Origin of the sequence: Halorubrum sp. Ea8, from assembly GCF_002252925.1 — an archaeon.
GTDB lineage: Archaea > Halobacteriota > Halobacteria > Halobacteriales > Haloferacaceae > Halorubrum.
In genome coordinates, this window is record NZ_NHPF01000029.1 from 1 (window position 1) to 23,530 (window position 23,530).

Below are 23,530 nucleotides of genomic sequence, written 5' to 3' on the forward strand. Positions count from 1 at the left end.
GCGGCGGCGAGAGACGCCGTGGAGACGCTCGCACCCGAGGTCAGCGACGGCCGCGACGTGGTCGTCGTGGAGCCGACCGACGCCGTGATGCTCCAGTCCGACTACCACGACCTGCTCGACGGCGACGCCAGCGACGTGCCGGACGCCGACGTGGCGACCGTCTCGGAGAACACCTACGGCGTCATGGAGTACGTCGACGCCCACCGGCTCGACGAGGCGATCGACCTCAACGCCCCCACGGAGTCGCTCACGTACCACGGCCACTGCCACCAGAAGGCGACGAAGAAGGACCACCACGCGGTCGGCGTGCTCCGCCGCGCGGGCTACGGCGTCGACCCCTTGGACTCCTCCTGTTGCGGGATGGCGGGCTCGTTCGGCTACGAGGCCGAGCACTACTCGATGAGCAAGGCGATCGGCCGGATCCTCTTCGACCAGGTCGCGGAGAGCGACGGCGACGCGGTCGTCGCCCCCGGCGCCTCGTGCCGGACGCAGCTGAAGGAGCGCGACGCCGGCGCCCCGGAGCCGCCGCACCCGGTGGAGAAGCTCGCGGCCGCGCTGGCGTAAGCGGCGCCGGCGTCGGTGGTGGTCGCGTCGACGTGGGCTACGGCGGCGTCAAGCTCGGCTGCAGCGTTGCCCTCGCCGGTGGCTACGGGGCGCCCGCGGGCGGCTCGGTCGGTCTCGACGCGCCTCACCCCGCGTTCGAGCGCACGTTCGCCGTGACGAGGGCGATCAGGTACGAGAACGCCGGGAACGTCACCGCGACCACCGCGAGAAACGCCGGATCGAGTCCGGCAGGGTCGTCGGAGAGCCACCCGGTGTACTGGAGGACGGCCAGCGTGAGGACCACGACCGCCGTGTTGAGCGCGTACTCGGGGAGCGAGGGGCTCGGGAACCGCATACACCCGGCTGGCGCCGCCGCTCACTCAACGCTTTCGACGCGGTCCCGCTCGCGCTCGCGACGTCGCCCTAGCACCCGCTTGAACCCCTTCCCGGGACCGCCTTCGATAGGCCACCCCCTCGTTCGCCACTGGGGCGGTTCGGGCGAGAACTCCGGGCAGGAGCCCGAACACTCCCGCGCGGTCGGAACCTTCTCTTTCGCGGCGCAGTGCGGGACGAGCGACCGCCCCTCGCGGCGGAGCTCGAAGTGGCGGCAGTCCGGGCGCATCGTCTCGTGGTACGAGCGCCACCCCTTCCCGTAGGCGCGCTCGGCGATCTCCACGCGGAGGGTCTCCGTCTCGGGGTCGCGACGCTCGTCGCCTGCGGGCGCGAGGTCGCTCGGGTGCCACGCCACGCTCGCCGCGTCGGCGCGGACGCCGTCGGAGAAGTCGGTCGCGAGGATCCCGGCCTCGACCGGCATCTCGCGGAGCAGCGCGGGCTCGACGCGCTCGCCCGTCGTCTCGGTCGCGAGCCACGCCTCGTCGGCGAGGGCGGTGTCGACGTCGTGGGCGAGCTGGTCGGCGAGCCGGTCGGCCGCCGAGCGGTCCAAGTCGGGCTTGTTCTCGACCGCGACGATCCGGTCGACCCAGTCCGGGTACGGCCGCTTCCGGCGGAGCTGGATCCGGTTGTTCCGCCGGCGTTTTTCGATCAGGTCGCGGCCCGCGGCGCGGTGGACCGCCCGCCGGACGTAGCGCCACGGGTAGCCGGGGTGCGGGAGCGCGTCGCGGTACCACGACCACTCCGCCGGCGCGTGGCGGACGACGTGGAGGAGGTCGGAGTCGATGGCCCGCTCGCCGAAGGCGCGCCGAGCCGCGAACGCGGCGGGGTCGACCTCGATCACGACCGTGTCCCAGCGGCGCTCCTTCGTGCCGAGCTGCCGGGCGACGATCGCGGGTCGCGGGCCGCCGCTCGGGTGCCACGCCAGCTCGGCGTACCGACAGACGAGGAGCTCGTAGCCGAATTCGGCGTCCGGAGTCACGACTTCGGTAGTGCGGCACCAGTTAAAAGCGAACCGCCCGCGTTATCGCTCTGGCGTCGGTCGCCCGCTCGGACGGGGTCGACGGCCTCGATGCGGCGGAACCGTTTAGACGCGCCCCAGTGCGGCGGAACCGTTTAGACGCGCCCCAGTGCGGCGGAACCGCTTAGACGCGCCCCAGTGCGGCGGAACCGCTCAGACGTAGTCGCCGGATTCCTCGTCCTTCCGCTCGTCGAGGTAGTCGTGAGCGTCCTCGAGGATCTCGCGGGGCCCGTTCTGGGTGATCGTGTTGAGCGCCTGGTCGTAGTCGCGCCACTGCAGGTCTCGGTGCTCGTTCGAGATCTCGGCGCTCGCCTCGAACGAGCGCGCGATGAACAGGTGAACCGTCTTGTGGATGGTGTTACCGTTCGCCTCGAACACGTAGTCGTACTCCTTGCGGAAGCCGTCGATCAGCCGGAAATCCTCGATTCCGGCCTCCTCCGACACCTCCCTGATCGCCGTCTGCTGGAGCTCCTCGTCCCCCTCGACCCCGCCTTTGGGGAACTCCCAGTCCCCCGGTCGGCTCTTCAGGAGGAGGTACTCCCGTTCGCCGCGGGTGTCGCGGAAGAGGATGGCTCCGGCACTGGTCGCTTCGACCGTCATTAGCGTCAGGTAAGCAAGCACCCTTAAAGAGCGTGTCGGACTCGCGAACGCCGCGGCGGGCGTCGGAGCGGCCGATCGGGGCCGACCGCCGTCGGTCCCGGGCTCCGCGGGTAGATGCGCTTTTACCCCTCCGCCGACGATGCACTGACGACCCCCAGCCATGACATTCGTCACGAAACTCTCCTTCGCCTCCGGCGACCGCGACGTGCTCGCCGAGACGGTGGCGGACCTCAAGTCGACGCTCGAACGCAAGGGCGCGGAGTGTAAGGGCCCGCACGCCACGCCCGCCGAGACCGTCCGCGTCCCGCTGTATAAACAGCTCCGCGCCGGCGACGAGTTCTCGCCGTGGAGCTACTCGGTGTACAAGCGCTCGATGGAGATCCACGGCGCCGACGACGTCGCCCGCGAGGTCGTCGGCCGCGACTTCCCCGACTCGATCCACGTCGAGGTCGAGGTCGACCAGAAGAAGCCGCTCGGCCACCGCCGGGACTGATTTTATACGGGCGGCGGCCTCGCGGTTCGGTCCTCGTCGGCGACCGCGACGGCCGCGGCCCGTCGGTTCCGCCACGGGATCTTTTAAGCCCGCGCGAGGCCACACACGCCCATGAGCGCGCTCGAATCCGACGCCTACCGCGAGTTCCGCCGCGACCTCCACCGCCACCCCGAGCCCGCGTGGCGCGAGTTCTACACCACCGCCCGGATCGTCGAGGAGCTCAGGCAACGAGACCTGACCGAGCTGCACGTCGGCCGCGACGCTCTCGCGACCGAAAACCGCATGAACGTCCCCGACGACGACGAGCTCGCCGCGTGGGAGCAGCGCGCCCGCGACGCCGGCGCCGACCCCGACGTCGTCGACGAGCTCTCCGGGGGGTACACCGGCTGCGTCGCCGTCGTCGAGCGCGGCGACGGTCCCGTGATCGGGCTCCGCGTCGACATCGACGCGCTGCCGATCCGCGAGTCCGAGGACGCCGACCACGCCCCGGTCACCGAGGGGTTCCGCTCGGAGCGCGAGGGGTTCATGCACGCCTGCGGCCACGACGCCCACGCGACGATGGGGCTCGGGACGCTCGACGCGGTGCTCGACTCCGACTTCGCGGGCACGCTGAAGGTGTTCTTCCAGCCCGGCGAGGAGCAGGTGGCGGGCGGGAAGCCGATGGCCGAGTCCGGCCACCTCGACGACGTCGACTACCTGTACGCGGTCCACGTCGGCCTGGATCACCCCTCCGGCGAGGTCGTCTGCGGCGTCGACGGATTCCTCGCGGTCCGGCACTTCCTCGCCGAGTTCACCGGGGCGCCGGCCCACGCCGGCGCGCGACCGGAGCAGGGACGCAACGCCGTCCAGGCGATGGCGGCGGCGGTCCAGAACCTCTACGCGATCCCCCGCCACGCCGACGGTCCGACCCGGGTGAACGCCGGGCTCGTCGGCGGCGGCACCGCGACGAACATCATCCCCGAGGAGTCGTACGTCGAGGGGGAGCTCCGGGGCGCGACGACGGAATTGGCCGCGTACATGTCCGACCACGCCGATCGGATCCTGGAGTCGGCCGCCGCGATGCACGACTGCGAGGTCGACGTGGCGACGAAGGGAGAGGCCCCGAGCGCGACCAGCGACGACGCGCTCGCCGGGATCGTCGGCGGGGTCGCCGGCGAGACCGCGGGCGTCACGAGCGTCGTCGACAGCGACGACCTCGGCGGCTCCGAGGACGCCACCTACCTGATGCAGGCGGTTCAGGAGAACGGCGGGCTCGCCTGCTACGTCGGCGTCGGCACCGACCATCCGGGCGGCCACCACACGAGCACCTTCGACGTGGTCGAGGGCGACATCGCGATCGGCATCGACGTGCTGAGCGGGGCGATCCTGCGGGTCGCCGAGACGCGTCCGTGAGGCCGACGCGGCGCGCCGACGCGTGACGGTCGCGACCGGCCGCGCTCGTCGCCGCGACCGCTGCCGCGATCGCCGACGCGAGCGGCTCGCACCGGGTGCGATCGCTTCCTCCGGCGGTAGGTTTAGGCGCCGCGAACCCCTCGTTCGAGGCATGGAGGCCGCCCTCTGGTACGTGCTTACCGGCACCCGCGGCGGCCCGAACAGGGTCCGGATACTCACGGCGATCGACGACCGGCCGCGGAACGCGAACCAGCTGGCCGAGCACCTCGACCTGGACTACACGACGGTGCGGCACCACCTCGACGTGCTCCGCGAGCACGACGTCGTCGAGCGCACGGGCGACGGCTACGGCACGGTGTACTACCCGACCGAGGGAACCCGGCGGCACTGGGACCTCGTCGAGGAGATCGCCGACGGGCTCCCGGTATGACTGCGACGACCCCTCGCGACCGCGACGGCGCGCCCGGGGTGTGAGCGATGGAGTGGGTCGACGTCGCGCGCGTCAGCGTCGCCGTCAACGTCGCGATGCTGTCCGCGCTCACGTGGGTGTGGGCGCGGAACTACCTCGCGTTCCGCTCGAAGCACTCGATCGGCCTCGCGGCGTTCGGCGCCGTGCTGTTGGCGCAGAACGCGCTGTCGCTGTACTTCTACCTGTATCACCCCGTGTTGGCCGGGTGGTTCGCGACCGACATGCCGTCGCTCGCGTGGCGGGCGAACGTCGTCGTCCACGTGTTCCAGACGGTCGCGCTGGCGTTTCTGATGTGGGTGACGTGGGACTGAACGCGCGGCCTCGGAGGGGTACCGGCCGGTCGACCGGCCCGCTCAGTACTTCGCGTCGGCGCCGGTCGTCTCGTAGATCCGGTCCATGATCGCGTCGCGCTCGCCGGTCCAGTTCGCCATCGCCGCCGGGCTGGTCGGGTACGACTCGTAATGCGCGAGCAGCTCGTCGGCGAGCGACTTCGTCTGGTAGAAGTTCCGTATCGTCCCCCAGTAGCCGAAGCTCTTGACGGCGGCCTTCAGCTTCAGCCCGAACGACATCGACGTGGAGCCCTCGTACAGCGCCTCCGCGAGCTTCTCGCCCGGGAGGGCGGCGAGCAGCCCCATGAGGTCGTCCACGTCGACCGCGGTCGAGAGCACGTTGTACACGTCGAGCCCGGCGTAGCGCCCGCCGAAGTGGTCCATCACGCGGGTGTTGTACCGCCAGAGGTTCTCCTCGCTGACGTCGCCGTCGGAGACCGCCTTCACGGCCTGTTCGCCGGCGTACTTGCCCGCGTACGCCGCCCCGGCGATGCCGCCGCCGGTCGTCGGGTTGACGTGGCCCGCGGCGTCGCCGACCGCCATGTACCCCGGCGCGACCGCCGAGTCGTACGGGCGGCGGGTCGGGAGCGCGGCGCCGAGCTTATCGCGGACCTCGGCGCCCTCGAACTCGGGGCGGTCCCGGAGGTCGCGCTTCAGCGCCTCGACGAGCTGCATCGGCTCCTCGTTCATCTGGAACCCCAGCCCGGCGTTGATCTCGGTGCTGGTCCGCGGGAAGTACCAGAGGTAGCCGGCGGCGCGGTCGGTCGCCTTGAAGACGAGTGCGTCGTCCCACTCGACCGGCTCCGGCACCTCGACGATCTCGCGGTACGCGGAGCAGAACTGCGAGTAGCGCACGTTGGTGTCGAACGTCGTCCCCTCGAAGTCCGCCTTGTCCTGGAGCAGCGACAGCGACCCGGCGCCGTCGATCACGAGGTCGGCCTCGTAGGTGACGGGCTCGCCCGCCCGCTTCGCGCGTAGTCCCGTGACCCGCCCGTCGACGGCCTGAACCACGTCGTTGATCACGGTGTCGTAGTGGAACTCCACGCCCGCGTCCTCGGCGCCCGCGATGATCCGGCGGCCGTACTCCCAGCGGTCGATGACCGCCAGCTCGCCGGGCACGGGGATCTCGAGGACCGTGTCCTCCTGCGGGATCTCGAACCGGCCGTGGTCGACGCCAGTGTTCGTGAACGCCGGTTCGAGCCGCTCTTTCGGGATGGCTTCCGGGAAGGCGTCGGCGCCCTTCAGGGCGTCGCCGCAGGCGATGTGGCCCGCCTCTTCCTCGTCTTTCCGCTCGACGATGACGACGTCGAGCCCCTCGTTCGCGATCGTCGCAGCGGCGTAACAGCCGGCGGTCCCGGCGCCGGCCACGACGACGTCGTACTCGTCGATGGTCATGTCACGTGGGTCGTTCCCCCGGTGGCAAAACTCTTTGTTCCCGATTCGGTCCCCTCGGAACCGACACGAGGGACGGGAGCCGACGCTCGGTGGCGGATCGCGATCGGGACCGCTCCCGGTGAGCGGCGCTCCCCCGTCCGGCCCTCGTTTTTAACGGACGTGCGCCCCTGAAGCCGGTTATGACCGGACTCGACCACGTCGACACGGACCGGCTCCGGGAGTGGCTCCCGGAGGTCCGCGAGGGGGAGACGACCGCCGCGCCGATGCTCGCCGTCGCGTACGACGAGGGAATCGGGGCGGGCGAACTCGCCTCGTGGTACGGCCGGTCGACCGAGTCGGTCGAGGAGACGATCGCGGCGCTCGACTCTCCCGACTACGTCGCCGAGATCGCACGACTCGAAGGGGTCAACGTGGACGGGGTCGACCTCCCGTTCGCGGAGCTCGAGGAGCTTTCCGTCAGCGAGGCGGCGAGCGCGATCCGCGACCGCGCCGAAAGGGAGTGACCCGCGGACCGCGACGCCGGCCTCACTCCTCCGTCTCGTAGTGCTCGCCGGCCGCCTCCGGGAGCCGCGTCCGACCGACCAAGGCGAGGACGAGGATGACCACCACGAACGGGGTGATCCGGATGAGCTGGCGGGGGATCCCGATCCCCTGGAGCTGCAGCACGGTCTGGACCGCGTCGAGCCCGGCGAACAGCATCGTCGAGAGGAACGCCCCGACCGGGTTGTAGTTCCCGAACAGGTACGCCACGATGGCGATGAACCCCTTCCCGTTGACCATCGTCGGGCCGTTGCCGGTGAACTGGCCGAGGTCGAGCGACAGCGCCGCGCCGCCCATTCCCGCGAGCACGCCAGAGATCAGCACCGCCGCGTACCGGACGCGGGTGACGCTCACGCCCGCGGTGTCGAGCGCCTTCGGGTTCTCGCCGCTCGCGCGGATCCACCGGCCGAACGCCGTCCGCTCGAAGACGTACCACGAGCCGAAGACGGCGGCGAACAGCATGTACACCGACGGCGAGGCCGAGAAGAGCGCGCCGAAGAACGGGATGTCGGCGAGCACCGGCACCGTGATCGACGGCGACGTCGCCACGGTCGGCGTGTTCGGGCTGCCGTAGATCACCTGCGAGGCGAACGGGGCGAGCCCCAGCGCGATGAGCCAGACCGCGAGCCCGGCGATGATCTGGTCCGCGCGGAACCCGATCGTCACGACGGCGAACAGCGCCGCGAGCAGCGTGCTCGCGACCACCCCGCCGGCGAAGCCGACCCAGACCCCGCCGGTGAGGTCGGCGACGTAGATGGCGCTGAACGCCGAGATGATCAGGAGCCCCTCCAGCCCGATGTTGATCACGCCCGACTTCTCGGCGAAGATCCCGCCGAGGGCGGCGAACGCGATGGGCACGGAGAGCCGCAGCGCCGCCGCGAGCGTGTTCCGGCTCGTGAGCGCGTCCGAGAGCGTCCCGGCGATCGAGTCCGGGAACAGCAGCCCGGCGATCAAAAGCGCGACGACCGCGGCGACCGTCACGCCGGCGACGAGCGCCCGCGTCGTGTAGCGGTCGAGGAAGCCCGCTCCCTCGGCCTTCCCGGCGGCGGTCCCGGAGTCGGTGCGGTCCGCGGGCGCGTCACTCATCGGCCTCACCCCCCCGGTCGCCGGCGGTGCCGCCGTCGGTCGCGACCGCCTTCGGTTCCGATCCCGTCCCCGGCAGTCCTCGGGCCATCAGGCGGAAGAACTCCGGCATCGCCACGAACAGGATGATGAGCCCGCGGAGGACCCCCACGAGCTGCGGCGGGACGTCGGTCGCGAACTGGACGACCGTCGTCCCGCTCTTCAGCACGCCGAACAGCAGCGCGGCGATGCCGACGCCGAGCGGGTTGTTTCCGGCGAGGATCGAGACGGTGATCCCGTCGAAGCCGTAGGCGGGGATCCCCGTCTGGAACGTTCCGAGCACCATCATCACGTACATCGCGCCGGCGATGCCGCCGAGCGCGCCGGAGAGCGTCAGGCTCGCGACGACGGTGCGCTTGGCGTCGACGCCGCCGTACTCGGCCGCCTCGGGCTGGACGCCGCTCGTCCGGACGTCGTACCCGAAGGCCGTGTGCTCGAGGACGTAGTACAGCGCGCCGACGGCGAGGAGCCCGAACAGCAGCGCGACGATCGAGAAGTCCTGGCGGCCGCCGAACAGCAGGGCCGGGAACTGCGCGAACTCCGGCAGCGGCACGGTCTGGTTCGCGGCGCTGTTCGGGTCCTTGAAGATCCCGCTGACCAGATACAGCGCGACCCCCGTCGCGATGAAGTTGAGCATGATCGTCGTGATCACCTCGTTGGCGTCGGCGTACGCCTTCAGCAGGCCCGGAACCGCGCCGTAGAGTCCGCCGAACACCGCGCCGACGAGAAGCCCGAACGGGATCAACACGACGGTGCCGAGGGTCCCCGACACGAGCGACGACGCCCAGAGGACGCCGAGCGCGGTCGCCAGCGCGCCGACGACCATCTGTCCCTGCGTCCCGATGTTGAAGATCCCGGCGCGGAACGCCAGCGCGACCGAGAGCCCGGTGAACAGAAGCAGCGTCGACTCCCGGAGCGTGACCGCGAACTGCCCGTTCGGCGACCAACTGCCGCTGAACGGGTCGCCGAGCGCTCCGAGGAAGAGGCGGTCGAAGACGACGACGGGGTCGTAGCAGAACCCGGTGCCGAAGTAGTACACCGCCTCGCCGGCGGTGCACGTCGTCATCCGACCGGCCACGAGCACCAGCACCGCGCCGATGAGCACGGAGAGGACGAGCGCCGCCGTGCTGATCAGGATCCGCTCGGTCGCTGACGCGTCGACGAGCCGAGAGAGCGCGTCCCGCGCGCGGTCGGCGGCGCTCACGCGCGCTCACCGTCCGCGGCGTCCGTGAGCTCCGTCGGCGCGTCCGACTCCGTCTCCCCCGCGTCTCCGCCCTCCGACGCCGCCGGTCCCCCTCCGCCCCCGCCGTCGTCTCCCGGCCGCTCGCCGGCCATCAGCAGACCGAGCTCCTCCTCGGTCGTCTCGTCGGGGTCGACCACGTCGACGAACTCGCCCTCGTAGGCGACGGCCAGCCGGTCCGAGAGCCCCTGTACCTCCTCCAGCTTCGAGGAGACGAGGAGGATCGCCACGCCCTGGCGACGGAGCTCCAGCAGCCGCTCGTGGATGAACTCGATCGATCCGACGTCGACCCCTCGGGTCGGGTGGGAGGCGACGACGAGCTCGGGGTCGCGCTCGAACTCCCGGCCGACGATGAACTTCTGCTGGTTGCCGCCGGAGAGCGACTCCGCCTCGGCGTCGGCGTCCGGCGGTCGGACGTCGTACTCGTCGATGATCGCCTCCGCGTGCCCCCGCGTCTTCGGCCAGTCGATCCGACCGTTGGAGGCGAGCTCGCGGCCGTGCTGGCTCCCCAACAGTCCGTTCTCGACCAGGTCGAACTCCATCACGAGGCCGCGGTCCTGCCGGTCCTCGGGGATGTACGCCATGCCGGCCTCAATTCGCTGCCGCCGCGAGGCGGTCGTGACGTCCTCGCCGCGGAACCGGATCTCGCCCGCGTCGGGGGTCCGAAGGCCGGTCACCGACTCGACGAGCTCTGACTGCCCGTTGCCGTCCACGCCGGCGATCCCGAACACCTCGCCGGCTCGGACCTCGAACGAGACGCCGTCGACCGCGCGAACCCCGCGCTCGTCCTCGACGACGACGTCCGAGGCCGAGGCGACGACCTCGCCCGTCTCCGCGGTCCCGTGGTCGACGTCCAAGAGGACCTCGCGGCCGACCATCAGCTCCGCGAGCTCCTCCTGGCTGGTCGCGTCCGCGTCGACGGTCCCGACCTTCCGTCCGTCTCGGAGGACGGATATCTCGTCGGCCGCGCGCATCGCCTCGCCGAGCTTGTGGGTTATGAAGATGATCGTCTTGCCCTGTGAGGTGAGTTCGGTGAGCACGTCGAACAGCTCGTCGACCTCTTGAGGGGTCAACACGGCGGTCGGCTCGTCGAGGATCAGCGTGTCGGCGCCGCGGTACAGCGCCTTCAGGATCTCGACGCGCTGCTGCTCGCCGACGGAAACGTCCTCGATCCGCGCGTCGGGATCGATGTCGAACCCGTAGCGGTCGGCGAGGTCGACGACGGCCTCGCGCGATCCCGCCCGGTCGACGGCGAGCCCGCCCCACTTCCGCGGCTCGTTGCCGAGCGTGATGTTCTCGGTGACGGTCATCGGGTCGACGAGCATGAAGTGCTGGTGGATCATCCCGATCCCGGCGTCGATCGCGTCCCGCGGCGAGCCGAACTCGCGCGGCTCGCCGTCGAGCCGTACCTCCCCCGACGTCGGTTCGTAGAGGCCGTAAAGAACGTTCATCAGCGTCGTCTTGCCGGCCCCGTTCTCGCCGAGGAGGGCGTGGACGGTGCCGCGCTCGACTTCGAGGTCGACGTCGTCGTTCGCCACGACCCCGGGAAACCGCTTCGTGATCCCGTCGAGGTGGACGGCTGTGGCCATTGGTCTAGTACCCTCTGGTTTGAGGGCGGGTGAATATGTTTGGATATGCTCCGGTCCGGGCGGTACACCGGACCGGAGTACCTGTCCCGAGCGCTACATCTCGGCGGGAACGTCGACGTCGCGCCGCGTTAGACCTCCGATGGGACGTCGATGTCGCCGGCGATGATGTCCTCGCGCGCGGTCGCGACCTCGTCCTGGACGTCGCTGGGGATCTCGGAGCCGAGCTGGTCGCCGTAGACGAGCGCGACGCCCTCGTTGTCGAGGCCCAGCGCGACGTTCGAGCCCCCCGGGAACTCCTCGTCGACGGTCGCGTCGATCGCGTTGTAGACGGCCGTGTCGACGCGCTTGACCATGCTCCCGAGGATGACGTCGGCGTAGTCGGGGCGCGTGACCGACTGGTCGCGGTCGACGCCGATGGCGAACTTCTCCTGCTCCTGCGCGGCCTGGAAGACGCCGGTTCCGGTGTTACCCGCGGCGTGGTAGACGATGTCGGCGCCGCTGTTGTACATCGCGGTCGCCGCCTCGCGACCCGCCGCGGGGTCGTTGAAGCTCCCGGTGTAGTTGACGCTGACGTCGACGTCGTCGCTGCCGGCGGCGACGCCCGCCTCGAAGCCGGCCTGGAACTTCCGGATCAGGTCGGACTCGACGCCGCCGACGAAGCCGACGTTCGTGGAGTCGCCCGCAGTCGAGCCCGCGCCCGCCGAGAAGTCGCGGGTGGTGAGCAGGCTCGCCATCAGGCCACCGAGGTACGATCCCTCGTGTTCCTTGAACGTGTAGCTCGCGACGTTGTCCGCGTCGACGACCGAGTCGACGATCATGAAGTCCTGGTCCGGGTACGACTCGGACGTGTCTGACAGCGAGTCGGCTTGGAGGAAGCCGATACAGCAGACCAGGTCGTAGTCCGGGTCGCTCGACTCCGCGAACTGCTGCTGGAAGGTGCTGAACTGCGACACCTCGTCCGGCTGCGCCTCCTGGAACGAGATGTCCAGCTCGTCTTCCGCCTGTATCGCCCCCTGCTGGGCCTGGTCGTTGAACGACCCGTCGCCGAGGCCGCCGGTCGCGTACACCATCCCGACGTTCGCCGCCGGGCCGCTCCCGCCGTCCTCGCCGTCGGACCCGTCCTCCGAGTCGTTGCCGTCCATCCCGTCGGAGCCGTCGGACCCGTCAGAACCGTCGTCGGAGCCGTCCGAGCCGTCGTCGCTCGGGCCGCCGCTGCAGCCCGCCAGGCCGATGAGGCCCGCTGCGCTTGCCGCCTTGACGAACCGCCGCCGATCGAGGTCGGATACCATGTCAGGTACAAGGGAGTGGGAACACGGCATAAATTCGTCGCTCTCGGCGCCCGAGAGCGGCCGTTCTCGGAGAAGGACGGAGGCCACGTCGCCGATTCGGTCGATCCGCCCCGCGTTTCAGCACCCCCCGGACGTGTCCGTGGCGGCCGGCGGGTTACGCGTTCTCGACCGCGGCCACCGCCTCGGCGACGACGCGCTCGACGTCGGCGATCAGGTCGGCGACGTCGTCGCTCTCGGCGTACACCCTGACGTACGGCTCCGTGCCCGAGGGACGGACGAGCGTCCACGACGCGTCCGGGAACTCCAGGCGCACCCCGTGGTCGGTGTCCACGGTCGCGCCGGGGAACGCCTCCGGGAGCGCCGTCTCCAGCCGCTCCATCGCGCCGGTCTTGGCGTCGTCCGGGCAGTCGACGCTGGCCTTGCGGTACGGGCGCTCCGTGATCGGCTCGCGCAGGCCGTCGAGCCCCTCGTCGGCGACGAGTCGAGCGATCACGGCCGCCGAGGCGACGCCGTCGATCCACTCGCCGAGGCCGACGTGGATGTGCTTCCACGGCTCCGCGGCGAAGACGACGCGGGTGTCGGTTCCAACTTCTCCGGCGGCGCCCGCCTCTCCGACCGCGCCCGCCTCTCCGAGGGCGCCCGCCTCGGTCGCGTCCGCCCGGACCGCGGCGATGCCCTCGTGGAGCGCGCCCAGGCGCACTCGCTCGACGCGCCCGCCCGCCTCGCGGACGCGCTCGTCGATCCGCCCCGAGGCGTTCGGCGTCGTGACGACCACGGGGTCGGCGGCGTCGCTCTCTCGCGTGTACCGCTCCGCGAGCATCGCGAGGACGGTGTCCTCGTGGACGACCTCGCCGTCGGCGTCGACGATGACGATCCGGTCTGCGTCGCCGTCGTGCCCGATCCCGAAGGCGAACCCCTCCGGGTCGTCGTTCCCGTCGCCCTCGCCGCCCTCGGCGTCGTCGTCGCTCACAGTCCGGCGGCCCGGTTCAGCGACGCCCTCGTTGGCGTCGGCCACGAACGCCCGGAGGTCCCGCAGCGTCTCCGGGGTCGGCTTGCTCCCGCGCCCGGGGAAGTGGCCGTCGACGTTCCCGTTGAGCGTGACGACCTCGGCGCCCATCTCGCGGAGCGCGGTCGGCGTCGCCGGCGCGGCCATCCCGTTCCCGCAGTCCACCGCGACCCGGAGCCCGTCGAGCGGGGCGCCGAACCGCTCCGCGTACGCGCGGACGTCGGCGAGGTACCCGTCGAGCGGGTCGGCGCGCTCCGCCTCGGTCCACGCGTCCCACGCCGCCGGCGGCGCCTCGCCCGCCACGCGCTCCTCGACGGCGCGCTCGGCCTCGCGGTCGAACTCGCTGCCGTCGCGGAACAGCTTGATCCCGTTGTCGGTCGGCGGGTTGTGCGAGGCGGTGAGCATGACTCCGTACCGCCCCCGCGAGGCGTGCGCGAGCGCCGGCGTCGGGAGCCGCCCCGCGCGCACAACGCGGACGCCGCCCGACGCGAGCCCCGACTCCATCGTCGCCGCGAGCGCGGGCCCGGTCACGCGACCGTCGCGGGCGAGCGCGATTTCGGCGGGGCGCGAGTCGTCCGCCGTCGACCCCTCTCCGTCGGTCTCAGCGTCCTGCCGTATCTCCGCCGCGACGGCGCGTCCCACCGCGAGCGCGAGCTCGGGGGTGACCCGCTCCGTCGCGCTTCCGCGGATCCCCGCGGTTCCGAACAGGTCCATACCCGCGGTGTCGGCGGCCGTTCGTTAGAAGTCGTCGGTTGCGGGCCGTCGACCGCGGCCGCAACGCCTCGGGCGTCGGGCGTCGCGTTTAAGACCGCGGCGGGCCCACGCTCGGCGTATGTCCGACCGCAGGCGAGCGCACGTGTACGTCTCGGGACGCGTGCAGGGCGTCTACTACCGTGCGACGACCCGCGACACCGCCCGCGAGAAGGGGGTCGACGGCTGGGTGCGCAACCTCGACGACGGGCGCGTCGAGGCCGTCTTCGAGGGACCGGAGGACGCGGTCCGGGAGACGGTCGCGTGGTGCGAGACGGGGAGTAAGGCGGCCGACGTCGACGACGTCGACGCGACGTACGAGGAGCCGGAGGGGCTGGACGGGTTCGAGGTGCGGTGGTGACCGACGAACGGTGACGGTTGGCTGCGCGAAGACCGCTCGTCGCGCGAGGACCGCTCGCCGCGCTAGGGCGTGACCCGATCGCCGGGACGGTCGCGGACGCCCAGCTCCTCCAGCGCGCGCAACACCACGATCGCTTCGACAACGTCGCGCTCCTCGGTGTAGGGGTCGTCGACCGCGTCGAGCGTCGCCTCGGCCTCGGCCGCCAGCCGTGACTCCAGCTCGGTCTGATCGGTTTCGCCTTTCACCGCCGACAGCAGGGCCTCGTGGTCCTCGCGGAGGTCGAGCGAGACGTGCGCCGCGTTGCACCGCGAGAGCGGGTGGGCGTCCATCTCGATGGCGAGGTCGCTCACGAGCTCCCAGTCGTCGGCGCAGAAGCGGAGCGTCACCGTCTCGACCACGTCGCGCCACGAGATGGGGCCGCCGTTCTCCATCAGCGTGAGCGCCCGCGGCGGCACCGCGATCCGGGTGTGGGTGTCGTCGCGACCGCAGAGGCAACAGGGGGTGTTTTTCAGTCCGGCGTACACGCGGATCCGTACGGACCGAGGGGACGTGTGCGTTTCGCCGGCGGGAGCCGGTGGCCGGCGACGCGGTTTATAAGAAGGGCGAACGCCGGCACTGACGCTTATAAAAATGAGCAGTGCGGCGGCGCGTGCCTGTGAGCGGCCCCTCGGGCCGCGAACCGCACGCGCGAGGGAGCCCGCGGCCGCCATTGGCGGCCGCGGCGAGGCTGGGGAGGCGCGAGGCTGCAGTCGAGGTGCGGTCGGGTGGGACTCAAAGGGGCAGTCGCCGGCGGCTCCGCCGCCGGCTCCAGAGGCGCGAGCCCTCGCGGTTGGGGCTTTGGGGGTGTTCACCCTCGATCCATCAGCAACCGCTTATAAACAAACAGCAGTGAAACCGAGTTTCACTTATAACCGATCGCCGACCGCGTCACCGGATTCTACCCGCTACATTCGGCGAGCCACTCGTGGGCCCAGTCGTCGATCTCCTCGAAGACGGGCGCGAGCGACTCCCCCTTCGGCGTGAGGCTGTAGTACGTCGCCACCGGCGACTCCTCTTCGAGCCGGCGGTCGACGAAACCGGTCTCCTGGAGGTCGTCGAGCACGCGCGAGAGGGTCCGTGCGTTCGCGTCCGTCTCGCGCTTGAGCTCGTTGAACCGCGACTCGCCGTTCAACAGCTCGTGGAGGACGACGAGCCGCCAGCGCGAGCCGATCTGTTCGAGCGAGTCGACGACGGGGCACGGGGTGTCCGGGGCGGACGCGTCGCCCGTCTCGGCCTGCGTCTCTGTCGTTTCCGCCGGATCGGAGCCGGCGAGGTCCTGCGATGACATCGGTGTTACCTACTTACACTATTGTCCGGGAAGCGATAAATAGGTTACGTCCGTATACGTAGTTACACGATGTTAGCTGAATTCACGACGCTACCGCTACAGATCGACGCCCCGCTCGCGGGCGAACTGTTCCTTATCGGCCGGATCCTGTTCGGCGCGACGCTCGCGTTCATGGGCCTGAACCACTTCATGGACGTCGACACCATGGCCGGTTACGCCGAGTTCAAGGGGCTCCCGGCGCCCCGCTTCTCGGTGGTCGCCTCCGGGCTCGTGCTCGTGCTCGGCGGGCTCGGAATCGTCGTCGGCGCGTTCCCCGTGCTCGCGGCCGGCGCGCTCGCCGCCTTCCTGCTCGTCTCGGCCGTGACGATGCACGACTTCTGGTCGGTCGACGACCCGGAGGAGAAGCAGAACGAGATGACGGGCTTCCTCAAGAACGTCTACGGCGCCGGCGCCGCGGTCGCGCTGCTCGCCGTCGGCGGCACCGCGTGGCCCTACGCGCTGGGGATCGGCCTGTTCTGAACGGCCCGGACCGCGCCGAACTGAACGCGACCGCGCCGTACTGAACGCGGCCGCGCCGAGCCAACCGTCCCGTCTTCTGACCGCGGTTCCGAGCCGCCAGTACCACTAACTGACTCCGCGACCACTCGATTACACGATCATGACCGACGCCCCGCCCACCACCGGACTGCACCACGTGACGAACATCTGCACCGACATGGACGAGACGGTCGCGTTCTACGAGGACGCGCTCGGCTGGCACACGGTCAAGCGGACCCAGAACTACGACGACCCGGGGACGCCCCACTACTACTTCTCGTCCACGCCGGCGGGGGAGCCGGGGACCAACGTCACCTACTTCGAGTACCCGAACTCGCAGGGCGCGCCCGGCCCGGGCGCGAGCCACCACTTCGCGTTCGGCGTCGCGGACGAGGAGACGCTCCGCGAGTGGCAGGCGCACCTCCGCGAACAGGAGGTGCGCGTCTCCGAGGTGAAAGACCGCACCTACTTCAAGAGCATCTACTTCAGCGACCCCGATGGGCTCGTCTTCGAGCTGGCGACGGAGGGGCCGGGGTTCACCCGCGACGAGGAGGAGCCCGGCAGCGAGGAGATCGACCCGTTCGCCGAGGGGTACGAGAGCTGAATGGCGGACGAGCGCTTCGCTGACGAACGCCCCGACGACGACCCAGTGACCGAGGCGACCGGGGCGTCTCACCGCAGCGGCGAGCCGGACGCCTTCGGGTCGCCGTACCGCCTGCTCTCGGCCGCGGTGACGCCGCGCCCGATCGCGTGGGTCTCCTCGCGGGGCCCGGCCGGCGAGAACCTCGCGCCGTACAGCTTCTTCAACACCGTCGCGATCGACCCGCCGGTCGTCGCGTTCTCGCCGGTGGCGACCGCGGCCGACCCGAAGGACACGCTCGCGAACGCCCTGGAGACGGAGGCGTTCGTCGTCAACGTCGTCACCGAGGACGTCGTCGAGGCGATGAACGCGTCGAGCGCGACGCTCGAGGCGGGGGAGAGCGAGTTCGATCACGTCGGGATCGACCGCGCGCCGTCGGCGCGCGTCGACGCGCCCCGGGTGGCCGCGGCGGCCGTGAGCCTGGAGTGCCGGCTGTACGACGCCGTCGAGATCGGCACCTCGACGCTGGTGCTCGGCGAGGTCGTGTACGCCCACGTCGCCGAGGCGGCGCTTACCGACGGGGCGATCGACGTGGACCGGCTCGACACGGTCGGCCGGCTCGCCGGCGGCTGGTACGCGAGCACCGACGACCGGTACGAGCTGGAGCGGCCGCCGTAGCGCGGCGCCGTCGCAGTTCGGTCGCTCTCGTCCGCTCGACGGACTCCCCTCGCAGTCCGCTAGCCCTCGGTCTCGTCCTCCACGAGCGCCGCGAACCGGTCGAGCGCGCGCCGACAGACCGGGACGTACCAGGCCGCGGCGATCGGCACCTCGACGACGACGCGGCTGCGGTCGGACGCCCCGGCGTAGCTGTCGACGCGGTGGCCGGTCGCCGGGATCCCGGCGACCCGCCAGTCCCAGCGCCGCCCGTTGCACGCGGTCACGCGGAACGGGACCCACGCGCCGCCGACCCGGACCCGTCCCCTCGTCCCCCGAGTCACGTAGCGGTCGTCGCTCTCGACCGCGTCGATCGCCGGCCCCCAGTCCGGCCAGGTGCGGGTGTCGCGGAGGGCCTCGGCGGCGACCGACGGCGCGACCGCGACGTCGCGACCCACGGCGAGCGTCGTTCCCTCCCGGACGACCGTCGACGCGGACTCGCCGCCGGACCCGCTCGGGCCGCAAAGCCCTTCGATGTCCAAACCCCCGTCGAAATCGAAACGTCCGTCCGATTTATCGTTCGAACGAGACCGGTAATTCACGATCCGTCAAACGATCTCGTCGTAGTTAAGCCGACGTATATTAATACCTTAAATGGTATCAGGACTCATTATCTCTTTCCACGAAGGGTTAATACGGGGATCATCGCTAGAGTAGTCCAATATGGCAGACGACCGCGACACCATGAAAGACGTCTCGCACACTGCACCGCACGACACATCGGCCAAGCGGGTCTGGGAACGAGGCCGAGGCCCGGTCGAGGAAGAGGAAGAAGAGGAGTAACGCACCGACACCGACTGCCCAGTTCTGACGACGCGGCCGACCAGCGGCGCGTCGTACGCCGAATCGGGAGCGGAGCGACCCTGAGCCTATCGCGCCCGGCCGACACCCTCTTTGAGGTCGTTTTTAAACACACCGTATGGTCGGAGTCGCACTCGGGTTGGCCGGGATCGTCGCGGTAACGGTGCTACTGGGATTCAGCGCGTTCTTCTCGAGCTCTGAGACCGCGATCTTCTCGCTTCCGACGGAGTGGTTCGAGCGGCAGGCCGACTCGGACGACCCGCGGGGACACGTCCTGAAGGAACTCTACGACGACCCCCATCGACTGCTGGTGACGCTGCTCGTCGGTAACAACGTCGTCAACATCGCCATCTCGAGTATCGTGACCGTTCTGGTCGCCAGCCACCTCCCCTCCGGCGCCGCGGTCGTGGTGACGACCGTCTGTACGAGCGTTCTCGTCCTCGTGTTCGGCGAGATCGTCCCCAAGGCGTTCGGCCTCGGAAACGCCGAGACGTGGTCGCTGCGGATCGCGTCGCCGGTCCGACTCGTCGAGCGCGTCCTCTCGCCGCTCATCACGTTGTTCGACGGGATCACCCGTCGGATGAACGCGTACATCAGCGGCGACGCGAACATCGAGAAGCCGTACACCGACTGACGCGGACGAACCGTCGGGACTTCTCGGCCGCCGGGGCGTCGATGTCGACCCGCGGCTTCCGACGGTCCGAGCGGTTCCGCTCCGGTGCCGCGAGCGACGCGGCTCCCTCGGTTCCGTTCTCGCGGGTGATAGCCGCGGAGGTGGGTTTAACCCGGCCCGCGGACGACCGGTCTCCATGATCGAGGTGGCGGGGTTGCGGAAGACGTACGGCGACTTCGCGGCCGTCGTCGACAGCGACTTCTCCGTCGAGGAGGGGGAGGTGTTCGGCATCGTCGGCCCGAACGGCGCGGGCAAGACGACGACGCTGAAGGTGCTCGCCGGGCTCGTCGATCCCACCGAGGGCGACGTCGAGGTCGCCGGCTACCCTTCGGACGACCCGGAGATGCGACGGCGACTCGGCTTCCTCCCCGAGGAGTCGCCCCTGTACGAGGAGATGACGCCGCTGTCGTACCTGCGCTTCTTCGCCGACCTGTACGACGTGCCGCGCGACGTCGCCGACGAGCGCATCGCGGCCGCGCTCGACCGGCTCGAACTCGACCACCGCGAGCGCCGGCTCGGCGACATGTCGAAGGGGATGAAACGCAAGGTCGCCATCGCGCGGTCGCTGGTCAACGACCCGGACGTGCTCGTGTACGACGAGCCGGCCTCGGGGCTCGACCCGGTGACGACGAACTCCGTGCTGGAGTTCACCCGCGAGCTCCGCGCCGCCGGGAAGACGGTCGTCTTCTCCGCGCACAACCTCTACCACGTCGAGTCCGTCTGCGACCGCGTCGTCGTGATGAACGAGGGGCGAATCGTCGCCCGCGGGAGCGTCGACGGGATCCGCGAGCGACACGGCGAGACGACGTACCACGTGTTCACCGACGTCGCGCCCGCCGCGACCGACCGGCTGACCGCGGCCGTCGGCGACACCGACGCCGCGACCGAGGAGGTCGGCGACCGGTTCCGCACCGCCGTCCCGGACATGGACGGGGTCGAGGCGGTCCGGGCGGCCGCCGCGGAGGCGGGCGGCGAGGTGGTCGACATCCGCACCCGAGAGCCGAGCCTGGAGGACGTGTTCCTCGACATCGTCGGTCGGCCGATGCCCGGCCGGTACACGGGCGGCGGCGGGGCGGTCGCGGACGGGAACGCGGGAGACGGCGACGAGGGGGGCGACGGCGGCGAGGGAGACGGCGGCGACGCGAACCGACCCGCCGAGCCGCGGGAGGGGGTCGAGTGATCGACCGCCTCGGGAGGGTTCTCCGGGTCGCCCGCTGGGAGGTCGCTCGCGCCGGGGGCGGCGTCGACCGCCGGACGTTGCTCGCGGCGCTCGCGCTCCTGCTCGTCGCCGGCGCCGTCCTCGGTGGGGGGCTCGCGGTCGGCGCCGTGGGGCTCGACGTCGACCGCGACGTGTACCGGGTCGCCGTCGACGGCGACTCCCCGTACGCGGACGCCGTGGACGAGGCGCCGGCGCTGACGCCGGTCCCCGTCGGAAGCGCGACGCTCGGTGAGACGGCGGATCTCGTCGTCCTCGACGTGGGGCGGGGGGAGTCCGGTGCGGTCGAGACAGTCGCCGTCCGCGCCAGCGACACGCGGAAGGGCGAGGCCGCGGCCGCCGAGTTCCGCGAGGCCGTCGAGGCGCACAACGAGCGGCTGATGGCCGACGAGGAGAACGCGACCGCCGCCTTCCCCGTCGCCGTCACCCTCCGGTACGTCGGCCGGACGAGCGCGCTCGACGACGGCTCGACGCTCGGGGAAGCGAGCGACGGCTCCGGCGGTGACGACGGCTCTGACGGCGACGACGGTTCGGGCGGCGACGACGGCTCTGACGGCAGGGGTGGTTCGGGCGACGGGAGCGGAAGCGACGGGACCGACGGGGACGACGACGCCGGCGGGGGGACGGGTGACGCCGCGCTCGACGGCGGCGCCTCGGGCGACGGGAGCGGAAGCGACGGGACCGACGGGGACGACGACGCCGGCGGGGGGACGGGCGACGCCGCGCTCGACGGCGGCGCCTCGGGCGACGGGTTCGCGGTGCCGTCGGTCGGCGGCGGGACGTTCGGCGCCGACACGGCGGGCTCGCCCGGATCGATCTCGCCGCCGTTCCCCTTCGTCTCGCTGCTCCTGGCGTTCGTGTTCCTCGTCCCGATGAACTTCCTCATCCAGGCGTACGGCTCGTCCGTGCTCGACGAGCGCACGAACCGGCGGGGGGAGCCGCTGCTCGTCACGCCGCTCTCGCCGGTGGACATCGTCGCCGGGAAGACGCTCCCGTACGTCGCGGCCGCGCTCCTCGTCACGACCGTCATCGCGGTCGCCGTGGGGGGCGGCGCCCTCTCGGTGATCGCCGTGCTGCCCGTCGCCCTGACCTTCCTCGCGGCCACGTTCGTCGGCGCGATGTTCGCGCGGTCGTTCAAGGAGCTCACCTTCGTCACGGTCGGCGTCAGCGTGCTCCTCACGACGTACGCGTTCGTCCCCGCCGTCTTCACCAACGTGACGCCGGTCGCGCTGGTGTCGCCCCTGACGCTCGTCGTCTTCGACCTGCAGGGCGAGGCCGTCTCGGTCGGCGAGGCGCTCTTCTCGACCGGGCCGATGGCGCTCGGCGCCGCGCTCCTGTTCGGCCTCGGGCTCGGGGTGTACCGTGAGGAGGACATGTTCACCCAGAAGCCGGTGACGCGGAAGCTCCTCGACGCGCTCGCGGTGCGGCTCTCGGCGGTCGACGACGCCGGACTCGCCGACCTCGCCGACCGCCGGCGGCTCCGCGCGCTCGGCTCGGTCGCGTTCCTCACCGCCTGCGCGATCCCCTTCGTCTTCGTCGCGGAGCTGCTGGCCGTCGCGACGCTGTTCGCGCTTCCGGTGACGGTCTCGGTCCCCGTCCTCCTCGTGACCATCGCCTTCATCGAGGAGGTCGCCAAGAGCGTCGGCCTCTACGCCGGGTTCGAGCGCGGCGTCTTCGCCCGGGCCGACCGGGTCGCCGTCGCGGTCGGGCTCGCCTCCGCAGTCGGCTTCTTCCTCGCCGAGAAGGCCACGGCGGTCGTGCAGGCGGTCGGCCTCACCGAGCTGTACGTCGGTCAAGCGGCGTTCGGGAGCGTCGCCGGCGTCGACGAGCTCTCCCCCGTCGCCGCCGCGGCGCTGCTGTTCGCCCCTCTCCTGCTCCACGGGTTCGCCACGACCGTCGCCGCGGTGGGCGCGAGCCGGGACCGGACGGCGTACGCGCTCACGCTGGCGCTGGCGACGCTGCTCCACGCCGCGTACAACTTCGGGGTGGTGAGCGTTCATGGGTGACGCGGAGCGCCGCGGGGGGACCGCCGGACGAAGCAGCCGACTGACCATCGCCGGTCGCGAGCTTGCGGGCCTGCGCGCGGAGAAGACGATCCTGCTGGCGGTCGCGATACAGCTGTTCATCGCCGCGTTCTCGTCGTTCCTCGTGGTCGGGCTCGTCTCGATGTACGACCCCGGCGCGCTCGGCGGCGCGGAGGTGGAGGTGGCCGGCGCGGGCGACGCGGTGAGCGATCTCGAGCGAGCCGCGAGCGAGGTCGACGGGGCGTCCGTCACGCGCTACGAGGACGCGGGCGCCGCGCGGCTCGCGTTCGAGCGCAACGCCGCCGACGCGGTGGTGGTCGCCGATCGGAACCACGAGGGGCGGATCGTCGCGCGCGTCACGGCGCCGGACGCGACCGTCGAGACGACCGTGATCGTCGTCCAACTCCGCGAACTGCTCCGGACGTACGAACTGAACGAGCGCGCCGATCGGACCGCGTACCTGACCGAGTCGCCGCTCCCGCTGCCCGAGCGGACCGGCTCCAGCCCGTACTTCACGTTCACCTACACCGTGTTGATCCCGGTGTTGGTGTTCCTCCCCGTCTTCATCTCGGGGTCGCTCGTAGTGGACTCGATCACCGAGGAGATCGACGAGGGCACCCTCGAACTGCTCCGGGTCGCCCCGGTCACGCTGGGGGAGATCATCGACGGGAAGGCGCTCGCGGCGGTCGCGATCGCCCCCGGACAGGCGCTGTTGTGGCTGCTGCTTCTCCGCGCGAACGGCACGCCAGTCGCCAACGTCCCGTCGATCCTCGCGCTGATGACCGCGCTGACGACGCTCGTCGTCGCGCTGGCGGTCGCCATCTCGGCGCTCGCGCCCGACCGCCGGGCCGCGCAGTTCCTCTACTCTATCGGCGTGCTCGTTCTGTTCGGCGGCGCCACGGCGATGGCCGGAGGGCCGGCGAACGCGGTCGCGCGGCTCGCGATCGACAGCGCCGACGCGAGGACGACCGCCCTCGTCGTCGCCTACGTCGGCATCGCCGCGGTCGCGTACGCCGGGGTCAGGCGGCTGGTCGCGGCGAACGGCTTCGGGGACTGAGGGACCGGCGCACCGCGATCCCGAAAAGTTAGAAAAATAATAGTTTTTAGGTCCCGCGCGGTCGTCGTGGAA

At 71.0% G+C, this 23,530-nt stretch carries 26 protein-coding genes; 14 read left to right on the plus strand and 12 right to left on the minus strand.

The annotated features are described in order from the left end of the window. A partial coding sequence (locus DJ74_RS02005; protein ID WP_254922123.1) for a (Fe-S)-binding protein occupies window positions 1-564 on the plus strand: 564 nt, incomplete at its 5' end. Between the two features lie 124 nt (window positions 565-688). Here the strand turns inward: DJ74_RS02005 and DJ74_RS02010 are convergent. From DJ74_RS02010 to DJ74_RS02020, 3 genes are all read right to left on the minus strand, one after another. Then, the gene (locus tag DJ74_RS02010) at window positions 689-898 is read right to left on the minus strand and encodes a hypothetical protein (protein WP_094525592.1); all 210 of its coding nucleotides are present in this window, start codon (window positions 896-898) and stop codon (window positions 689-691) included. Window positions 899-919: 21 nt separating this feature from the next. After that, window positions 920-1,915 carry a DUF5787 family protein gene (locus DJ74_RS02015; protein ID WP_094525594.1) on the minus strand — a complete coding sequence of 332 codons (996 nt, stop codon included), beginning with the start codon at window positions 1,913-1,915 and terminating at the stop codon, window positions 920-922. Between the two features lie 192 nt (window positions 1,916-2,107). Continuing rightward, the gene (locus DJ74_RS02020) at window positions 2,108-2,554 is read right to left on the minus strand and encodes a bis(5'-nucleosyl)-tetraphosphatase (protein ID WP_094526139.1); all 447 of its coding nucleotides are present in this window, start codon (window positions 2,552-2,554) and stop codon (window positions 2,108-2,110) included. A gap of 160 nt (window positions 2,555-2,714) precedes the next feature. Between DJ74_RS02020 and DJ74_RS02025 the strand changes: the two genes are divergently transcribed. The 4 genes from DJ74_RS02025 (at window position 2,715) to DJ74_RS02040 (ending at window position 5,219) form a co-directional block, all read left to right on the plus strand. Further along, window positions 2,715-3,047 carry an uS10/mL48 family ribosomal protein gene (locus DJ74_RS02025; protein WP_094525597.1) on the plus strand — a complete coding sequence of 111 codons (333 nt, stop codon included), beginning with the start codon at window positions 2,715-2,717 and terminating at the stop codon, window positions 3,045-3,047. Window positions 3,048-3,158: 111 nt separating this feature from the next. After that, window positions 3,159-4,439: an amidohydrolase gene (locus DJ74_RS02030; RefSeq protein WP_094525599.1), complete on the plus strand. Its 1,281-nt coding sequence runs from the start codon at window positions 3,159-3,161 to the stop codon at window positions 4,437-4,439. A 151-nt stretch (window positions 4,440-4,590) separates the two neighbouring features. Then, window positions 4,591-4,869, plus strand: coding sequence for a winged helix-turn-helix domain-containing protein (locus tag DJ74_RS02035; RefSeq protein ID WP_094525601.1), 279 nt, complete (start codon window positions 4,591-4,593; stop codon window positions 4,867-4,869). A 47-nt stretch (window positions 4,870-4,916) separates the two neighbouring features. Next, a complete protein-coding gene (locus tag DJ74_RS02040; protein WP_094525603.1) occupies window positions 4,917-5,219 on the plus strand; it encodes a hypothetical protein in 303 nt (100 codons plus the stop codon). 42 nt (window positions 5,220-5,261) lie between these two features. On the opposite strand, the gene DJ74_RS02045 is transcribed toward DJ74_RS02040, so the two are convergent. Next, window positions 5,262-6,632, minus strand: a complete 1,371-nt coding sequence (locus DJ74_RS02045) for a geranylgeranyl reductase family protein (RefSeq protein WP_094525605.1) — start codon at window positions 6,630-6,632, stop codon at window positions 5,262-5,264. A gap of 179 nt (window positions 6,633-6,811) precedes the next feature. Here DJ74_RS02045 and DJ74_RS02050 point away from each other — a divergent pair, with 179 nt between their 5' ends. Next, window positions 6,812-7,135, plus strand: coding sequence for a hypothetical protein (locus DJ74_RS02050; protein WP_094526140.1), 324 nt, complete (start codon window positions 6,812-6,814; stop codon window positions 7,133-7,135). 22 nt (window positions 7,136-7,157) lie between these two features. Here the strand turns inward: DJ74_RS02050 and DJ74_RS02055 are convergent, their stop codons facing one another. The 5 genes from DJ74_RS02055 to DJ74_RS02075 all read right to left on the minus strand — a co-directional run bounded on the left by DJ74_RS02055 (window position 7,158) and on the right by DJ74_RS02075 (window position 14,132). After that, a complete protein-coding gene (locus DJ74_RS02055; protein WP_094526141.1) occupies window positions 7,158-8,258 on the minus strand; it encodes an ABC transporter permease in 1,101 nt (366 codons plus the stop codon). Then, window positions 8,251-9,498 (minus strand): ABC transporter permease, encoded by a 1,248-nt coding sequence (locus tag DJ74_RS02060; RefSeq protein ID WP_094526142.1) that lies wholly within the window; start codon window positions 9,496-9,498, stop codon window positions 8,251-8,253. The genes DJ74_RS02055 and DJ74_RS02060 overlap by 8 nt, the downstream gene beginning before the upstream one ends. Further along, complete coding sequence (locus tag DJ74_RS02065) at window positions 9,495-11,123, minus strand: ABC transporter ATP-binding protein (RefSeq protein ID WP_094526143.1); 1,629 nt, start codon at window positions 11,121-11,123, stop codon at window positions 9,495-9,497. The genes DJ74_RS02060 and DJ74_RS02065 overlap by 4 nt, the downstream gene beginning before the upstream one ends. A 128-nt stretch (window positions 11,124-11,251) precedes the next feature. Beyond that, a complete protein-coding gene (locus DJ74_RS02070) occupies window positions 11,252-12,412 on the minus strand; it encodes a BMP family protein (RefSeq protein ID WP_094526144.1) in 1,161 nt (386 codons plus the stop codon). A 154-nt stretch (window positions 12,413-12,566) separates the two neighbouring features. After that, window positions 12,567-14,132 carry a phosphomannomutase gene (locus tag DJ74_RS02075; protein WP_094526145.1) on the minus strand — a complete coding sequence of 522 codons (1,566 nt, stop codon included), beginning with the start codon at window positions 14,130-14,132 and terminating at the stop codon, window positions 12,567-12,569. 118 nt (window positions 14,133-14,250) lie between these two features. On the opposite strand from DJ74_RS02075, the gene DJ74_RS02080 reads away from it, so the two are divergent. Then, window positions 14,251-14,529: an acylphosphatase gene (locus DJ74_RS02080; protein WP_094524712.1), complete on the plus strand. Its 279-nt coding sequence runs from the start codon at window positions 14,251-14,253 to the stop codon at window positions 14,527-14,529. 62 nt (window positions 14,530-14,591) lie between these two features. Here the strand turns inward: DJ74_RS02080 and DJ74_RS02085 are convergent, their stop codons facing one another. Both DJ74_RS02085 and DJ74_RS02090 read right to left on the minus strand, forming a co-directional pair. Next, window positions 14,592-15,053: a hypothetical protein gene (locus DJ74_RS02085; protein ID WP_094526146.1), complete on the minus strand. Its 462-nt coding sequence runs from the start codon at window positions 15,051-15,053 to the stop codon at window positions 14,592-14,594. Window positions 15,054-15,466: 413 nt separating this feature from the next. Next, complete coding sequence (locus DJ74_RS02090) at window positions 15,467-15,856, minus strand: helix-turn-helix domain-containing protein (protein ID WP_094524710.1); 390 nt, start codon at window positions 15,854-15,856, stop codon at window positions 15,467-15,469. 69 nt (window positions 15,857-15,925) lie between these two features. On the opposite strand from DJ74_RS02090, the gene DJ74_RS02095 reads away from it, so the two are divergent. The 3 genes from DJ74_RS02095 to DJ74_RS02105 all read left to right on the plus strand — a co-directional run bounded on the left by DJ74_RS02095 (window position 15,926) and on the right by DJ74_RS02105 (window position 17,651). Then, complete coding sequence (locus tag DJ74_RS02095) at window positions 15,926-16,375, plus strand: DoxX family membrane protein (RefSeq protein ID WP_094526147.1); 450 nt, start codon at window positions 15,926-15,928, stop codon at window positions 16,373-16,375. 139 nt (window positions 16,376-16,514) lie between these two features. After that, window positions 16,515-16,997, plus strand: a complete 483-nt coding sequence (locus tag DJ74_RS02100) for a VOC family protein (protein WP_094524708.1) — start codon at window positions 16,515-16,517, stop codon at window positions 16,995-16,997. After that, window positions 16,998-17,651, plus strand: coding sequence for a flavin reductase family protein (locus tag DJ74_RS02105; RefSeq protein ID WP_094526148.1), 654 nt, complete (start codon window positions 16,998-17,000; stop codon window positions 17,649-17,651). Window positions 17,652-17,710: 59 nt separating this feature from the next. Here DJ74_RS02105 and DJ74_RS02110 read toward each other — a convergent pair whose 3' ends face one another. After that, window positions 17,711-18,169 (minus strand): SRPBCC family protein, encoded by a 459-nt coding sequence (locus DJ74_RS02110; RefSeq protein WP_176451291.1) that lies wholly within the window; start codon window positions 18,167-18,169, stop codon window positions 17,711-17,713. A 437-nt stretch (window positions 18,170-18,606) separates the two neighbouring features. Here DJ74_RS02110 and DJ74_RS02115 point away from each other — a divergent pair, with 437 nt between their 5' ends. The 4 genes from DJ74_RS02115 to DJ74_RS02130 all read left to right on the plus strand — a co-directional run bounded on the left by DJ74_RS02115 (window position 18,607) and on the right by DJ74_RS02130 (window position 23,458). Next, window positions 18,607-19,122: a CNNM domain-containing protein gene (locus DJ74_RS02115; RefSeq protein ID WP_094526149.1), complete on the plus strand. Its 516-nt coding sequence runs from the start codon at window positions 18,607-18,609 to the stop codon at window positions 19,120-19,122. Window positions 19,123-19,297: 175 nt separating this feature from the next. Further along, a complete protein-coding gene (locus DJ74_RS02120; RefSeq protein WP_094526150.1) occupies window positions 19,298-20,341 on the plus strand; it encodes an ABC transporter ATP-binding protein in 1,044 nt (347 codons plus the stop codon). Further along, entirely contained in the window at window positions 20,338-22,383 is a 2,046-nt protein-coding gene (locus tag DJ74_RS02125) for an ABC transporter permease (protein WP_094526151.1), read from the plus strand. Before DJ74_RS02120 ends, DJ74_RS02125 begins: the two co-directional genes overlap by 4 nt. Further along, window positions 22,376-23,458, plus strand: coding sequence for an ABC transporter permease (locus DJ74_RS02130; RefSeq protein ID WP_094526152.1), 1,083 nt, complete (start codon window positions 22,376-22,378; stop codon window positions 23,456-23,458). The genes DJ74_RS02125 and DJ74_RS02130 overlap by 8 nt, the downstream gene beginning before the upstream one ends. Window positions 23,459-23,530 lie beyond the last annotated feature (72 nt).

What these genes read in the sequence shown, in the direction of transcription:
- DJ74_RS02030 (WP_094525599.1), top strand. Translation starts at nt 3,159, where the DNA reads ATGAGCGCGCTCGAATCCGACGCCTACCGCGAGTTCCGCCGCGACCTC.
- DJ74_RS02095 (WP_094526147.1), top strand. Translation starts at nt 15,926, where the DNA reads ATGTTAGCTGAATTCACGACGCTACCGCTACAGATCGACGCCCCGCTC.
- DJ74_RS02025 (WP_094525597.1), top strand. Translation starts at nt 2,715, where the DNA reads ATGACATTCGTCACGAAACTCTCCTTCGCCTCCGGCGACCGCGACGTG.
- DJ74_RS02050 (WP_094526140.1), top strand. Translation starts at nt 6,812, where the DNA reads ATGACCGGACTCGACCACGTCGACACGGACCGGCTCCGGGAGTGGCTC.
- DJ74_RS02130 (WP_094526152.1), top strand. Translation starts at nt 22,376, where the DNA reads ATGGGTGACGCGGAGCGCCGCGGGGGGACCGCCGGACGAAGCAGCCGA.
- DJ74_RS02055 (WP_094526141.1), bottom strand. Translation starts at nt 8,258, where the DNA reads ATGAGTGACGCGCCCGCGGACCGCACCGACTCCGGGACCGCCGCCGGG.
- DJ74_RS02075 (WP_094526145.1), bottom strand. Translation starts at nt 14,132, where the DNA reads ATGGACCTGTTCGGAACCGCGGGGATCCGCGGAAGCGCGACGGAGCGG.
- DJ74_RS02020 (WP_094526139.1), bottom strand. Translation starts at nt 2,554, where the DNA reads ATGACGGTCGAAGCGACCAGTGCCGGAGCCATCCTCTTCCGCGACACC.
- DJ74_RS02120 (WP_094526150.1), top strand. Translation starts at nt 19,298, where the DNA reads ATGATCGAGGTGGCGGGGTTGCGGAAGACGTACGGCGACTTCGCGGCC.
- DJ74_RS02040 (WP_094525603.1), top strand. Translation starts at nt 4,917, where the DNA reads ATGGAGTGGGTCGACGTCGCGCGCGTCAGCGTCGCCGTCAACGTCGCG.
- DJ74_RS02115 (WP_094526149.1), top strand. Translation starts at nt 18,607, where the DNA reads ATGGTCGGAGTCGCACTCGGGTTGGCCGGGATCGTCGCGGTAACGGTG.
- DJ74_RS02070 (WP_094526144.1), bottom strand. Translation starts at nt 12,412, where the DNA reads ATGGTATCCGACCTCGATCGGCGGCGGTTCGTCAAGGCGGCAAGCGCA.
- DJ74_RS02090 (WP_094524710.1), bottom strand. Translation starts at nt 15,856, where the DNA reads ATGTCATCGCAGGACCTCGCCGGCTCCGATCCGGCGGAAACGACAGAG.
- DJ74_RS02035 (WP_094525601.1), top strand. Translation starts at nt 4,591, where the DNA reads ATGGAGGCCGCCCTCTGGTACGTGCTTACCGGCACCCGCGGCGGCCCG.
- DJ74_RS02105 (WP_094526148.1), top strand. Translation starts at nt 16,998, where the DNA reads ATGGCGGACGAGCGCTTCGCTGACGAACGCCCCGACGACGACCCAGTG.
- DJ74_RS02065 (WP_094526143.1), bottom strand. Translation starts at nt 11,123, where the DNA reads ATGGCCACAGCCGTCCACCTCGACGGGATCACGAAGCGGTTTCCCGGG.
- DJ74_RS02045 (WP_094525605.1), bottom strand. Translation starts at nt 6,632, where the DNA reads ATGACCATCGACGAGTACGACGTCGTCGTGGCCGGCGCCGGGACCGCC.
- DJ74_RS02080 (WP_094524712.1), top strand. Translation starts at nt 14,251, where the DNA reads ATGTCCGACCGCAGGCGAGCGCACGTGTACGTCTCGGGACGCGTGCAG.
- DJ74_RS02010 (WP_094525592.1), bottom strand. Translation starts at nt 898, where the DNA reads ATGCGGTTCCCGAGCCCCTCGCTCCCCGAGTACGCGCTCAACACGGCG.
- DJ74_RS02100 (WP_094524708.1), top strand. Translation starts at nt 16,515, where the DNA reads ATGACCGACGCCCCGCCCACCACCGGACTGCACCACGTGACGAACATC.